Annotated in this window: 12 protein-coding genes and 4 pseudogenes; 4 read left to right on the forward strand and 12 right to left on the reverse strand. The window is 69.7% G+C overall.

Annotated features, from left to right (window positions below):
* Positions 1-11: 11 nt before the first annotated feature.
* Entirely contained in the window at positions 12-278 is a 267-nt protein-coding gene (locus tag AQJ27_RS01990) for a Rossmann-fold NAD(P)-binding domain-containing protein (RefSeq protein ID WP_067360636.1), read from the reverse strand.
* 233 nt (positions 279-511) lie between these two features.
* Between AQJ27_RS01990 and AQJ27_RS01995 the strand changes: the two genes are divergently transcribed.
* Positions 512-1732, forward strand: coding sequence for a metallophosphoesterase (locus AQJ27_RS01995; protein ID WP_067360639.1), 1221 nt, complete (start codon positions 512-514; stop codon positions 1730-1732).
* Positions 1733-1814: 82 nt separating this feature from the next.
* Here AQJ27_RS01995 and AQJ27_RS60705 read toward each other — a convergent pair.
* From AQJ27_RS60705 to AQJ27_RS02015, 6 genes and pseudogenes are all read right to left on the reverse strand, one after another.
* A pseudogene (locus AQJ27_RS60705) lies at positions 1815-2146 on the reverse strand (transposase); the annotation flags it as partial.
* Positions 2107-2216: pseudogene (locus tag AQJ27_RS57820) on the reverse strand (IS5/IS1182 family transposase); the annotation flags it as partial. The pseudogenes AQJ27_RS57820 and AQJ27_RS60705, both read right to left, overlap by 40 nt.
* Positions 2217-2526: 310 nt before the next feature.
* Positions 2527-2724, reverse strand: a pseudogene (locus AQJ27_RS02000) (DUF488 family protein); the annotation flags it as partial.
* Between the two features lie 92 nt (positions 2725-2816).
* Positions 2817-6530 carry a S8 family serine peptidase gene (locus AQJ27_RS02005; protein ID WP_067360642.1) on the reverse strand — a complete coding sequence of 1238 codons (3714 nt, stop codon included), beginning with the start codon at positions 6528-6530 and terminating at the stop codon, positions 2817-2819.
* Between the two features lie 281 nt (positions 6531-6811).
* Positions 6812-8023, reverse strand: a complete 1212-nt coding sequence (locus AQJ27_RS57825; protein ID WP_067360645.1) for a DUF4194 domain-containing protein — start codon at positions 8021-8023, stop codon at positions 6812-6814.
* Positions 8020-8223, reverse strand: coding sequence for a hypothetical protein (locus AQJ27_RS02015; protein WP_067360648.1), 204 nt, complete (start codon positions 8221-8223; stop codon positions 8020-8022). The genes AQJ27_RS57825 and AQJ27_RS02015 overlap by 4 nt, the downstream gene beginning before the upstream one ends.
* A 177-nt stretch (positions 8224-8400) precedes the next feature.
* On the opposite strand from AQJ27_RS02015, the gene AQJ27_RS02020 reads away from it, so the two are divergent.
* On the forward strand, positions 8401-9036 hold the full coding sequence (locus AQJ27_RS02020) for a maleylpyruvate isomerase N-terminal domain-containing protein (protein ID WP_067362636.1): 636 nt from the start codon (positions 8401-8403) through the stop codon (positions 9034-9036).
* A gap of 5 nt (positions 9037-9041) precedes the next feature.
* Here the strand turns inward: AQJ27_RS02020 and AQJ27_RS02025 are convergent, their stop codons facing one another.
* The 4 genes from AQJ27_RS02025 to AQJ27_RS02040 form a co-directional block, all read right to left on the reverse strand.
* Positions 9042-9269: a hypothetical protein gene (locus AQJ27_RS02025; protein WP_067360651.1), complete on the reverse strand. Its 228-nt coding sequence runs from the start codon at positions 9267-9269 to the stop codon at positions 9042-9044.
* A gap of 38 nt (positions 9270-9307) precedes the next feature.
* Positions 9308-9919, reverse strand: coding sequence for a site-specific integrase (locus tag AQJ27_RS02030; protein WP_159064312.1), 612 nt, complete (start codon positions 9917-9919; stop codon positions 9308-9310).
* A gap of 74 nt (positions 9920-9993) precedes the next feature.
* Complete coding sequence (locus AQJ27_RS02035) at positions 9994-10518, reverse strand: hypothetical protein (RefSeq protein WP_159064313.1); 525 nt, start codon at positions 10516-10518, stop codon at positions 9994-9996.
* A 212-nt stretch (positions 10519-10730) separates the two neighbouring features.
* Positions 10731-11099 (reverse strand): VOC family protein, encoded by a 369-nt coding sequence (locus tag AQJ27_RS02040; RefSeq protein WP_020549970.1) that lies wholly within the window; start codon positions 11097-11099, stop codon positions 10731-10733.
* Between the two features lie 63 nt (positions 11100-11162).
* Between AQJ27_RS02040 and AQJ27_RS02045 the strand changes: the two genes are divergently transcribed.
* Positions 11163-11615: a MarR family winged helix-turn-helix transcriptional regulator gene (locus AQJ27_RS02045; protein WP_067360660.1), complete on the forward strand. Its 453-nt coding sequence runs from the start codon at positions 11163-11165 to the stop codon at positions 11613-11615.
* Between the two features lie 536 nt (positions 11616-12151).
* Positions 12152-13639, forward strand: a complete 1488-nt coding sequence (locus AQJ27_RS02050; protein ID WP_067360663.1) for an FGGY-family carbohydrate kinase — start codon at positions 12152-12154, stop codon at positions 13637-13639.
* 60 nt (positions 13640-13699) lie between these two features.
* On the opposite strand, the pseudogene AQJ27_RS51675 reads toward AQJ27_RS02050, so the two are convergent.
* Positions 13700-13978: pseudogene (locus AQJ27_RS51675) on the reverse strand (GNAT family N-acetyltransferase); the annotation flags it as partial.
* Positions 13979-14004 lie beyond the last annotated feature (26 nt).

The following is a 14004-nucleotide window of genomic DNA, read 5'->3' on the forward strand; positions in this document are numbered from 1 at the left end:
AGTACCCGACGTCAGCTGCTCGGACCCTCGTAAACGAAAGCCACACTCTCGAACAGGCACGCGGTCCGCAGGGCGAGCTTGGGTACTGCGTTCACGCGCGTGCGGCCGTCGAGGGCCGCTGCGGCGGCGTACTGTCGGCCGGTCAGAGGCTTGGGAGAGGGCAGGTTCCACGCCCGTCCCCATGACGCCTCGTTGTCGGCCGGCATCACGAGTGCCCGCGCGAGATCCGGCAGGTGGTGCAGGGCGTGCGGTTGGTCGATCTTGCCCGGCCAGAACATGCGCCTCCCGGCGACCGCCCGCGCGAACAGGGTGTTCCCGGGGACCGAGATCAGCCCCCCGGGGGCCGGGGCCGTAGTAGTCGGCACCCCGGCCGCCGCGGCGAAGTCTTGCCGCCCGGCAAAGACCCCTTCGCCGCATGGGGCTGCCTACCATGAACACCCTGTCCGACCGGCCCGAAGACGGCCGGATACAGTGCGCGCGACGGCAGCCCGGTTGCTCAAGGAGGGGAAGCGTGACCGACACCAGCGAAACCCGATCCGCCGACAGTGCAGCGCACGAGACCCAGCGGAGCCGACTGCACCGCCTGATGCGCTACCTCCCCCTGATCGCCCCCGTCCTGCTGTGGACCGTGCCCTGCTGGCTGCTGCTGTACGCCGGCCAGCACTGGCCGCTCCCTGTCACTCTGGCCGGCACCGCCCTGTTCGCCCTCGGCCTGATCGGCATGCCGCTCGCGATGGCGCGCGGCCACGGCCGACGGCAGCAGGACTGGGCGGCGATCGTCGGGGACACCCTGCTGGGCACCAGCTGGGTCCTGTTCACCTGGTCCGTTCTGCTCGGCGTCCTGCTGCGGCTCGCCCTGACCGTGAGTGGCGTCGGCGAGGGCCAGGACCGGGCCCGGATCGTCACCTGGGCGGTCCTCGGCGCAGCCGCCGTGCTGCTCGCCTGGGGGTACGCCGAGGCCCGCCGGGTACCGCGGGTACGCCGCCTCGACGTGCAACTTCCGCGCCTGGGGGCCGGGTTGGACGGCACGCGCGTCGTCCTCATCACCGACACCCACTACGGCCCGCTCGACCGCGCCCGCTGGTCGGCACGGGTCTGCGAGACGGTGAACACTCTGCAGGCCGACCTGGTCTGCCACACCGGAGACATCGCGGACGGCACGGCCGAACGCCGCCGCGCCCAGGCCGCCCCGCTCGCTACCGTGCAGGCGACTCGTGCCCGTGTCTACGTCACCGGCAACCACGAGTACTACAGCGAGGCCCAGGGCTGGGTCGACCTGATGGACGAGCTGGGCTGGGAGCCGCTGCGCAACCGCCATCTGCTGCTCGAACGCGGAGGCGACACCCTCGTGGTCGCCGGCGTGGACGACGTCACCGCCGAGTCCTCCGGCCTCGCCGGCCACCGCGCCCACCTCGCCGGAGCCCTGGACGGTGCCGACCCCGACCACCCCGTCCTGCTCCTGGCCCACCAGCCCAAGTTCGTCGACCGGGCGGCAGCCGACGGCGTCGACCTCCAACTCTCGGGCCACACCCACGGCGGCCAGATCTGGCCCTTCCACCACCTGGTCCGCATCGACCAGCCCGCCCTCGCCGGCCTCAGCCGCCACGGCACCCGCACCCTCCTCTACACCAGCCGCGGCACCGGTTTCTGGGGCCCGCCGTTCCGCGTCTTCGCCCCCAGCGAGATCACCCTGCTCGTACTCCGCTCCCCGCAGCGGCCCCCCTCGCCGTAGCGCTGGGCGGGCCGGCGGTTCTCCGTCGCGTGAGCGGAGCGAGGCTGCCGAGGGGCAGCATCTCCAGGCGGCGGGGTCCTGGCTGTAGCTGCCCGACCAGGTGGACAACCTCCCGTGCCGCATAGCGCTTGAGGCAACGGACGATTGCGCGACGGGTCTTACCCTCCTTGATCCGACGCTCGAAACAGTCCTGAGTGCGCGAGTCGACCCGCAGACGAGTGAACACGATGCGATGGAGCGCGGCATGGCCTGACGATCGCCACCGCGGTTGAGGCGACGCAACTGCCGACGTCCCGCAGAACGCTCGACAGGACTCACCCCGCACAAAGCGGCGAAGGACGCCCCACTGCCCAGCCGTTCCGGGGTGTCCCCCACCGGAAGCGCCGTTCGCACTGTGGCAGCAGGCGGTCCCACAGCTCATCCGACACGCTCCATGGCGACGTCCCCACACCGACCGACCGCTCAACTACCGCCCCGGACACGGTCATCAGAGCCGATCCATCTCATTGTGTCAGCCGTTGTAAGCGCTTGGCCGCAGGTTCGAGTCCTGCCGGGGGCGCCACAGTTGGGCAGAAGGACCGGGACGCCGTTGGCCGCCCAGTCCGTGACCTGCGCCGGCGGCACGCCATCATGGAGCCAGTTCGTCAGGCAGGTGTGCCGCATGTCGTACCCCGTTTGCCGAGCGGTGAAGCGAAGTCCTCGGGGCGAAGGCGAAGAACCTGCTGCCGCGCAGTCCGCCAGGCCCGCCGGATGACGGAGCAACGGATCCAGCGGCTCGCTGTGCCGGCGGCGGCGAGCCACTGGGCGAGCACGGCGGCCTCACTGTGGCCGAGGTCCTTGGTGGCGGTGAGCAAGGTGACCTTGTCGTGGGCGGCGAGATCACGCAGGTGCCGCACGGCCGGCCGGTGATCGGCATCCTCCAGTTCGCCGATGTAGCGCAGGCGGTCCACGAGCACTCGCCTGCCGTTCCACGACGAGGTGTCCTCATAGATCCTCTGACGACTGGGAACGCTGCGTGGGCGGGGCCGCCGGCTGCGGTCCCACCCACGCGGTGCTGTCCCAGGTGACCTCCCGGGGTGTGACGTCAGCGCAGGCCGAAGGCCCGGGTGATCGTCTGCGAGACGGTGTTGCCCGCGCTGTCCCGGGCGCCGACCCGGAGGGTGACGAAGTCGGCGGACCGCGGCGCGCGCAGGTTCGTCCGCCATCCGTCGTCGCGCCGGCTCAGGTCGGTCCGCTGCCAGGTCGCACCGTCGTCGTACGACACCTCGACGGTCGGCTTCCCGATGGTGGCGGTGGTGCCCGGCAGGTGCGAGGCGGTCACCGTGAGGCCGGCGTGCCGGTCGGCACGGCCGGACTTGTCGGTGTCCACGCCGTAGTCGAGCTGGATGAGCGGCAGGGACACCACCGCATCGCTGCCGGTGACCGCGGAGGTGAAGTTCCACTCGGTCAGCGTGTGCGTCGAGTACGGGTCGGCCCAGGTGCCGCGGTCGTTGTCGAGGACCAGCCGGTAGGGCAGGCGCTCGGCGCCGAGGCCGGGAACCTGCAGGTACTCGGCGTTGCCCCAGTCGAGCTGCTGGTCGCCCTGGTAGAGCGACATCCAGTCCTTGACGTCGAAGTTCGCGCCGGCCTCGCCGACGTGGCCGGACCCCGAGTCGCCCCAGCCGGGCGCGGTGATGTACATCGTGTCGAGGTAGCGCACCGGCTGGTAGTTGAACGGGCCCATGCGGGGCCGCTGGATCGGGCCGAACCAGCTGACCTTGCCGGTCTTGCGCGCCGGGTAGTTCAGCGGGTCGATCGAGTGCTGCCCGGTCTCGCCCTGGATGAAGGCGTCGTCGAGCCACGTGGTGCCGGCGGTGACCCAGTCGGTGCGCTCGCCCTGGGCGGGCGCGGTGAGCTGGTTGCCGACGGCCCAGCCGCGCCAGACGTCCGGACGGAACTCCATCGCCTTGCCCTGCCGGTAGTTCCGGAAGGAGACGTTCACCCGGCCGAGGTCCTTGGACTCCTCACGCCAGGTCGGGTCCGCCGGAACGGCGCCCGTCCAGTGGTGCACCACGTCGTAGACGTAGTCGGTCGTGGGGTGCGAGGTGACCTTCAGCGAGACCGCGCCGTGCCGGAGTTGGCCGAGCAGGTCGGCGCCCTGGTCGGCGTTGAGCGTCGCCACCGTCACCGGGGCCGGGCTCTCCGGGCTCCAGGGGTTCTCGTCCCAGGGCTGCAGGCGGCCGGCACCGTCGTTGACGACCAGCAGCAGCCGGGCGCCGGCGGCCGCGGCGGCCTCCGCCTGGGCCTTGATCCCTTCCGTGCCGGCGCCGCGCACCACGACGGCCTTGCCGCGCACGTGTCGCCGCGCGAGCTCCCCGGCCGTGCCGTCACCGGCGAAGACCGCCGTCAGGTTCCGGGTACCGGCAGGCAGCGGCGTGGCCGCGCGCTTGACCAGCGGGTCGTTGAAGGTCGTCGACTTCGTGCTCACGGTCAGCGCGGGCTGCTCGAGGCGGAAGCGGGCGCCGGTCTCGAACTCGCCGTCGGTGACCTTCTTGCCGGTCGGGAGCGCCCAGATGCTGTCGTACGACGGGTCCGGCAGCATCGACGTCTCCACCAGGCTGTCGGTGAAGGACCGGTGGGCGTCCAGGCGCGGCGCGACGGCGGTGGTCTGCTGCGGCACGCGCGCCAGGATCCGGCGTGCCTTGCGGCCGTCCAGGGTGACGGTGCGGTCCTGGTCCAGCTTCACGTCGTTGAAGGCGAGCAGCACCATGCCGCGCGAGTGCGGGCCTTCGGCGCCCTGCACGTCACCGGTGAGCCAGCCGCTGTAGCTGCCGACGGGCAGCCGCGCCGTGCCGGTGCCGGACGCGTCGAGGTCCATCACCGTGAAGAGGTGCTCGGCGGTCAGGACGACCCGGCCCTCCAGCGGCTTGCCGGAACGGTCCTTGGCGACGACGGTCAGATTCTGCCGCTGGCCCTCGCGGGCCGCGCCGATCAGGGTCCGGGCGCGGACCGTTCCGCTGCCGTCCGTGCCGGTGATCATGGCGCTGACCGACTGGTCGCCGCCCAGCTTGTCCAGATCCGCCGTCAGGGTGACCGTGGCGGTGCCGTGGGCGGCTACGGTGACGTGGTCGGCGGAGAGGCTGAACAACCCTGCCGGGACGGTGCCGTTGACCGCCAGGTCGAGGTTGGCCGGTGCGTCGCCGACGTTGGTGTACGTCACCGTCTGGGCGTCGGTCTGCCCCGGCTTCGGCGGCCACGTGTGGAAGCCGGAGTAGGCGCTCGTGGTGGCGAAGAGTGTGGTGTGCACGGCCGCCAGCGCGTCGAGCCGGCCGGCGCCCGCCTGGTACGGGGTGTACGCCGGGGTTGCCTTGGCGCTGCTGACCAGCGCCTCCTTGAGCTGGGTGCCCGTCCAGTCGGGGTGCTCGGAGGCGAGGAGCGCGGCGGCACCGGCAACGTGCGGCGTCGCCATCGACGTACCGCTCATCGTGGTGTAGTAACCGGAGCCCCGCTTGTAGTGCGAGCGCGCCGCGACGATGTCGACGCCGGGCGCGGTGATCTCCGGCTTCAGCCCGCCGTCGCCGTCACGCGGGCCCTGGCTGGAGAAGTCGGCGAGCGTGTCGGTGGAGTCGACGGCGCCGACGGTCAGCGCGGAGTCCGCGGCACCGGGGCTGCTGATGGAGTGCGGACCGCCGTTGCCCGCCGCGATCACGAACAACGCGCCCGTGTCGTGGCTGAGTTCGTCGACGGCCTGGCTCATCGGGTCGGTCTTGTCACCGCCGCCGCCCAGGCTCATGCTGATGATCCTGGCCTTCTGGTCGCGGGCGGCCCACTCCATGCCCGCGATGATCCAGGATTCCTGGCCGCTGCCCTCGGAGTTGAGCACCTTGCCGACGGCCAGCCGGGCGCCGGAGGCGACACCCCGCTCCTTGCCGTCGGAGGCACTGCCCGTGCCGACGATGGTCGAAGCGACGTGCGTGCCATGGCCGTTGTAGTCGGCGATGTCGTCCTCGCCGGGGACGAAGCTGGCGCTGTCGGACACCTGCCCGACCAGGTCCGGGTGTTCGGTGTCCGCGCCGCTGTCGAGCATCGCGACCTTCACGCCCTGGCCGGTGTCGCCCTCCGCCCATACCTTCTGCGCGCCGATCTGGGCGGTGGAGTCGGCCAGGTCGGCCTTCACCTTGCCGTCGAGCCACACCTTGGCGACGCCGCCCGCGAAGGACGGCTTCGCGGACCGGGCCGCCGCACCGGAACCCCCGGTGAGCGAGGACCAGAACTCCGGTGCCTGCTTGTGGTTCTGCGCGAGGGCCGCGCCCTGGATGCTGTCCAGGCGGCGGACATCGGTCGAGCCGGCCATCTTCGCCCGGGTGCGGGACTTGGCGGCGGCTCCGGTGTAGCGCAGGATCAGCGGCAGCCGGGCGCTGTGCGCGTCGTCGTACCCCTCGGCGATCAGGCGCGTCACGTTGAAGAGCTGCTTGTCGAGCTTCCCGGCGCTCACGTACGGCAGCGCGGAGTCGGGGTAGACGTAGGTGGCGCCGTCCAGGACAGCGCGGTGGAAGCCGGTGGTGGCTCCGCTCGCGGCCTGGAAGGAGCGCACGGCGGTGCCGTCGGCGGCGGTCCCGATGGTGACCTTGTCACCCGTGATCAGGGTGATGGTGTGCGTGCCGGCACCGCCGGGGGTTTGGTGTCCGGTGTCGTTGTGCGACACCTCACCGGCGGAGTACGCGGACACAGCGGCAGTCGCCGGTATGACGCCGAGTGTGAGCGCGGCCGCCACGGCGAGGGCGATCGGCCCGGGCCGGGGGATGGGAACCTTGGGCAAGGAAGACTCCTGAGACGCGGCGAAGAGCGAAAGATCACTGGATCCTCCGGCCTCCCCCACCGTCGTTCAAGGGGTCACCCATGTCGCTCTTGTGCCATGGCACAGTTACGCCGCGAGCAGACGGGGTCGCCGGCCACAGCGCGTCCAGGGGGACGGCGACGGACCGCCCCATGAATTCGGCGTGTCGACGGACGGAGCAACGGGCCTGTGGGGCATCCCGGTCGGCGGCTTGGCGCATACCCTCCGCCGGGGCGGACGCCAGGTGCGGCGGGCCCGCGCTCTCACGTCATCGATGGGTGACGGGCCTTCCCGGTGGGGGCCGGCAGCCCCACAGCCGGTACCCACTCGCCGTCACTCAGCGCGTGCCCTCGCCCACCCGCACTGGTTGCGTCAACTGCGGATCCCCTGGATATCCGCGACGACGTCCACGACGCCCTCCTGACCCTCGGCTGCGCGCGAATACGCTGACCGTGCCCTTTCGTCGGCGAGTAGTGAGAGATCCTCGCCTGGTCAGAGGGCATCTTCCCGCATTTTGTTGACGGTCCCATAGCTCGTAACACGATCTTGGCGATGTGGTCGGAGACGAGGAACAGCCGCTCCGGGCTGGTGGCATCGGCCAGCCAGAACAGCTGGCCCGGCGTGACGGTCAACCTCAGCGCGGCGTTGTGGAACACGCCCAGGACGACGGAGTAGTTGCCAGGCTCGCGCAGCGCCACCGGCTTGGTGGCACCGGTCTGCTCATTGCGTTCGGACTTGTAGTGGCCCAGCGCATAGGAGCGCAGGCTGTGCTCGCCGCTCTCCGCGCCGGCAGCCCGGCTGTAGGCAATCTTGCGAGCGGGCATGAACAACGTGGTGATCGCGTCCACCAGGGTGGACTTGCCGGAACCGATGTCCCCGGTCAGCAGGCCATTGGCGCCGGCGAGGCCGAACGACCACACATGCTTGTCCAACGTGCCCCAGTTGTAGACCTCCAGACGCTCCAGCCGGAATCCGGCCGCAGCCAGGTCGGCGGGGGTGACCGTATCGGCGGGACCGGACTGAGCGGGGATCGCAGCGTCTTCTCCTGAGGGGTGTGGGTGGCCGCGTCCTGGGCCAGGTGCGTGCTGAAGTCGGCGAGCCACTGCCCGTCGACGAAGACGGGTGCCGTCCGCGCCCGCGTCGAACTCCGCGAGCCGCTTGCGCAGCAGCACGACCAACAGGCTGACCGGGTAGGACAGCGACCGGCGAGGCAGCAGCCGCGGCGGCGGCGCCGTACGGGGATCGCGGGCTTCGTCTTCGTCGTCGGGCTTCGACTGGAAGAAGGCGTAACCCTCCCTCTCGTCGATCACCACGCGCAGTCCCATGACGTCTACGTAGTCCTTCACGCGGGCGCTCAGGTGCAGCAAGGCCTCCCAGGCCCGCTCGTGCTGGTCGCGGAAGACGGGGCCCTTGACCAGCTGGTTGACCGGCAGGGAGAGGGTGTACGGAGGGTGCTGGGCGGGAGGCGCGGTCATCGCTCTTCCTTCTGGCTGCCGGCCCAGGCGATGCCGGGGCTGGTGCGGGCAAAGGTGACCACCGGCACGGTGGTGACCTGTCGGACGTCGTCCTCGCCGATCCACGTGATCTCTTCTTGACGGTGGTCGTCGAACACCGTGGCGAACCCGTCCTCCGGCAGCGCGAAGTGAGCGACCAGTTCGGCAAGCCCCAGCTCCAACGGGTACTCGGAAACCAGCGGGTTCCAGGCTTCTGAGGGTCGTTCTCGCGGGAACCTGCTGGGGCACTGGGTGTTCTCGGCGAACTGGGACGCGGGTTCCAGTCAGGGTGACGTCTCATGGGCTGTGTCGCCCAGTCGCCTGCCCGCATACTGGGGCCAGTCGATCACGGGGGTCTGATGAGTCTCACGGATGCGTATCTGGACACCGCGGCTCAGGCGGTGGCGTTGCTGGGTGCGCCGGAAGTCGCTGCTTCCTGGGAGAAGGCCAGCGCGTTGACGGACATGACGGTCGGCGGCTTGGCTGGTCATCTCGCGTACCAGGTCTTCAGCGTGGCTACAGCCCTGCAGGAACCCACGTCGCACCAGGCGCCGATCCCGCTTCTCGAGCACTACGCCCGCGCCGCGTGGATCGATGCACCACTCGACGGTGAGGTGAACGCCGGCATTCGGGCGAAGGGCGAGGACATCGCGTCCGAGGGCGCCCAAGTGCTGCTGGAGCGCGCCCGTGCGGCACTTGCCGAACAGAGGGTTGCCCTTCCGAGGGTTCGGGGTGGCTGGGTCGTGTTCATACCCCAGACGGGGTGGGCTCTGAGCCTGGACGACTTCCTTGTGACGCGAATGATGGAGCTCGCCGTTCACACGGACGACCTGGCCGTCAGCGTGGGAATCGCTGCGCCGGAACTCTCGGCCACGGCATTTGATCCCGTGCTGACGTTGCTGGCCAGACTCGCCGCCCGCCGACACGGCCAAGCATCGTTGCTGCGCGCTTTGGCTCGAGCGGAGCGCGCGCCATCTGCGATCAACGCGCTCTGAGCCGCTCAGGCCTCGGTTGGATCGATCGTGAAGTACTCGGAATGGGCAGCGCGGACGTAGTGAATCGCGGTGTGCGAGGTGATGCCGAACAGGCGCATCAGCCGGACTGGGTCCGCGGTCTCTCGTGCTTCGTCGAGGAACCGGTCTTGCCGAAGCTGCGTGGCGTTGATCCCGATCCGGTCGCGTATCGCTTTGAAGTTGGAGATGCCGACTGCCGGCCGGTTGACGTGCATGGCGGTGATGGGGCTGACGATCAGGTGGGGGTTGCTGCTCAGCGGCCAGAGGCGGTGACGTTCGACCAGCCAGTCCTTGACGAGCTGCGGAGCGAACTCGTCCAGCAGACGTCATGGTCGGGTCGGTTTGGCCTGCGGATCCGCAGACGTCCTGTGGAACGGTCGAGATCGTCCAGCCGGATCTCGGCGACTTGCTTGGGACGGATGCCATAGACCGCGCGATCAGGACGAGGGCGAGTTTGTCCTTGGCGCTCGGGACCTGTTCCAGGAGCCCCCTGAGCCGGGCCGGGAAGGTAGAGCATGCCGGCCGTCTTCAGCGCTTTGCGGAACGCGTCGGGCTGCACTGCTGCGGCCGCGACGATGTCGAGGGCAGTCACCGCCCGAGGACGCCGCTCGGAGGGAAACAGCGGTGCCGCCGGATCCGATGGGTCGTCGCTGAACGATCCGCGGACCTCCTCGATGTTCCACCACAGCAGTTCGCGTCCTTCCTCGAACAGGTAAGCCTGCCGCTCCCGCTTGCCGGAACCGCCGGCCCCCTTGCCCTGGACCACGAACCTTCCCCACTGGCCCAGCTCCCAGTGGATGTCTCCGAGGCGGACCGCGCACAGCTCACTCGCGCGGACCCCGGAGATGTAGGCGATCTTGGCCATCACGTAGTCGCGTACGGCCACCTGATACTTGCGGGCGGAGGGCAGGGATGCCCGCCACTGGGCAAAACACTCCGTCAGCGCTCGCTGTGAAGGGGGGATTCGCAGGCCGAAGTCCCCCGGAGCACTGGCCTGTTGAACGTGTCGACCGGTGATTCGACGGTCGCGCCGAACCGCCGGGCGATCTCCCCGGCACAGCGCTGTTCCAGGAACGCGAAGTAGCTGTCGATCTTCGTCAGCTCGCTCCGCACCGTCGAGCGGGCCCGGCGCCCCTGACCAACGTAGAAGCGGTCCACGTACCGCGGTGTGAGCCGCCACGGCACCAGGTCGTAGAAGGAGCACAGCTCCATCACCGGCCGGACCAGATTCTCCAACGTCGTGGGAGCAGGCCCGGCGACATCCCGGGCCCACAGATACTCCGACACGGTCTCCAGGTAGAAGCCCTGCTCATCAACGGCATGGGTCTGTGCGACAGCTCGCCGCTGGAGCACCTGGACGTCGGCCAGACCGCTGTCCTGGGGCTCGCCGGTGCCGTGTGCATCGCCGTCGTCCGGCTGCCCGGTGAGCAACGTCGGACGGCGGTGACTTCCTGAATCCCGCATAGCCTCGCAAGTTATTGGCCGAACTCGCTGAATCTGCCAGTAACTCGGAGAAGTTGAGACGCACGAGTGACAAGCAGGGAGAAGGCCCTCACCTGCTCACTTGCACTGTGCCCCGCACCGAAGCCCTCACGGAACCCGCGTGAACTCCGATTAGCCCCAGGGCGCAACTGCGGTCTTCGGGGATCGGTGATCGTCCGGTGGCGTCTGGCCGATCAGGCGCGGTCGTGGAGAGTGACCTGGTAGCCGTCGGGGTCGGCGAAGGTGAATGTCCGGCCGAAGGGGCCGTCGATCGGTGCGGAGACGATGGTGTGACCGTCGGCGACGAGAGCATCGTGAATGGCCTGGACGTCTGTGGCGTGGAGCCAGATCGCGGCACCGATGCCGGGCTGAGCAACGGATGCGAGGTCGGTGCCGGGAACGACGTCGCGGAGTGCGAACGCGATCGGCTTCGTCTCGAAGACGACGGCGTGCGGAGGTCCGGCCTGCGAGCGGACGAGGCCGAGGTACTGCTCGTAGAACGCCTGTGAAGCGTCGAGGTCGCGCGCTTGGAGCGAGATGAAGTCGGGGCCGGTGGCGGGCATGATGATGCTCCTTCTTTTCGTGTCAGCTTTCTGACACAGGTCAACCTATGTCAGAATCCTGACATGAATCAAGACGGTGTCGACCTGGAGACGTCTCTGGGCTACCTGCTGAAAGAGGCGTCGAGCGTCCTGCGCGCAGCCATGGAGGAGGTGCTGCGGCCGCTCGGGATGAGCGTGACGCACTACTCATGCCTCGAGCTTCTGGCTCAACGACCGGGCTTGTCGAACTCGGAGCTCGCGCGGGGCGCGTTCGTGACACGGCAGTCGATGAACGTGCTGCTGCAGACCCTGGAACGAGAGGGCTACGTGACGAGGCCTGCGGAGGCACCCGTCGGGAAGGTTCTTCCCACGCGGCTCACGCCTCGCGGCCGACGGAGCCTCGAGAAGGCGACCGTAGCGGTCCGGTCCGTCGAGGTCAGAATGCTGGCCGGCCTGACCGAGACCGAGCAGTCAGGCGCGTTCCGGATCCTGCGGAGCATGATCCATTCCCTGCGCGACGGCAACGACGGTGCATAGCTCGTTCCCCGGCGCACGTCTCGTCGCGCCCGGACAGGAGTGCAGCCGAGCGTGAAAATCCGTGCCGGCGACCTCGAAACCCGACAGACCCCGACTACACAAGGAAGGCGGCAGACCAGAGGGCGTACAGATCTGGATTCCGGATCGTTCCCGATCCTGATCCCCACAGCCTCACCCGAACGACATCTCGAATCCCTTCCTGAAGATTCTGGCCTGCCCGCCGATCTGCCGGCTTCCCGCGTCATCAAGTCTTGGGGAGATGCCATCTGCCGGACGCGAGGCCGCGTAATCGAATCTTGATCGTGTCCGGTCAGGGCTGGGCTGGGCTGGGCTGGGCAGAGGGTGCCGTCTACAGGTCGGGCCACCGGAAAGCGCGGCAAAGTATGGGTTCTGCCGTGGAGACCCAGGGGTGCCGCCGCGCTCGTCCGAGGTACAGATGTGACGACATCTCCGGCAGTCGTCCGGCTGAACCGCGGCCGCCCGCCGGACCGAGCGACAACCTACGGTGGCGCACCCGGCGCCAAGGGAGGCAGTACATGATCGACGTCGTCTTCGGAGTTGACGTTGGCACCTCCAGCACCAAGGGCGTGGTGGTCGACACTGCCGGCCGCATCCTGGGTGAGGCAGTACGCAGTCACGTGGTCGACCGTCCCCGGCCGGGGCACGTCGAGATGGACGCACAGGTGTGGTGGGACGAGTTCGTCTCGCTCGCGGCCGAGCTGCTCGATCGCGACGACGTCGTCGTCCGCGCCGTCGGAGTCAGCGGCATGGGCCCGTGCACCCTTCTGGTCGATGACGCGGGAGAGCCGGTGCGTCCGGCGGTTCTGTACGGGGTGGACACCCGCGCCGAGGAACAGATCGCCCGGCTGAACCTGGAGTTGGGGTCGGACACCGTCTTCGGCAGGTGCGGTTCGGCGCTGTCGTCCCAGGCCGTCGGGCCGAAACTCGCCTGGATCCGCGAGCGGGAGCCCGAGGTGTGGGCACGCGCCCGCCGCCTCCTCATGCCCGCCTCGTGGCTCGCCCACCGGCTGACCGGCGCCTACGTACTGGACCTGCATTCCGCCAGCCAGTGCACCCCGCTGTTCGACATCCACGAGCAGCGCTGGATCCCCGAGTGGGCCGAGCACATCGCACCCGGCATCGAACTCCCCCCGCTGCGCTGGCCGGGCGAGGAGGCCGGCCGGGTGAGCACGCCCGTCGCGGGTGTGCCGGCCGGGACGCCGGTCATCGTGGGGACGATCGACGCGTGGAGCGAGGCCATCAGCGTCGGCGGCCACGGCGTCGGCGACCTGATGCTGATGTACGGCACCACGATGTTCCTGGTGAACACCGTCGACCGGCTCGTGACCAGCCCGTCGATGTGGTCCACGGTCGGCGCCCTGCCCGGCACCCGTTGCCTGGCCGGCGGTATGGCCACCTCCGGAGCCGTCACCGACTGGCTCGGGCACCTCTTCGGCGACGTCGACCTCGGCGTGCTGTTCGACGAGGCGGCCGCCTCGCCCCCGGGTGCGAACGGCCTGGTGATGCTGCCGTACTTCGCCGGGGAACGGACACCCGTCATGGACCCCGACGCCCGGGGCGTGATCGCGGGCCTGACGCTGGGTCACACCCGGGCCGACCTGATGCGGGCGGCGCTGGAGGCCACCGCCTACGGTGTCCGGCACAACGTCGAGACGATGCTCGCGGCCGGCGCCGACATCCGGCGGATCGTGGCGGTCGGCGGCGGCACCCGGGGCGGGCTGTGGCCTCAGATCGTCAGCGATGTCACCGGTCTCGAACAGATCGTCGCCCGCACGACCATCGGTGCCGGCTACGGTGCCGCCTTCCTCGCCGCCGGGCTGATCGGCCGACCGGACATCGCGGCCTGGAATCCGGCGGAATCGGTGGTCCGGCCCGATCCCGCCACCGCGGGCGTCTACGACCGCCGGTTCACTCAGTACCGGGTCCTGTACGAGAGCACCACCGCGGTCACCCACGCCCTGGCCCACGACCAGAACACCGGCCGTGAAGTGGATACCCCGTGACGTCGCCCTACGCCCTGCCCGCCCCGTTCCGTGTCCTGTCCTGAAGCCGGACGACGAGTACCACACGCCGAACCACCGCTGAGCGCCGTACTCCTCGAACCGCTCCCCCTGTGTGAACTCCGGCTTCACCGCGAAGCGCACCGAGGGGTCGTTGACGGTCCAGGTGCACAGCACCACCGGCTCGTCGGGAGGCGCGGCGAACCAGTCCAGTGCAGCTGCGCACGCCTCGGCGGCGTACCCGCGCCCCCACGCCTCCGGCAGGAACGTGTAGCCGAGCTCGGTCTCCCCGGCTCCCAGAACCTCTCCCCGCAACCGCCGTCCACGGTTTTCCCTCCGGCGCGGGGGAACCGAACTCGCTCAACACT

The organism is Streptomyces olivochromogenes (assembly GCF_001514115.1).
Lineage (GTDB): Bacteria > Actinomycetota > Actinomycetes > Streptomycetales > Streptomycetaceae > Streptomyces > Streptomyces olivochromogenes.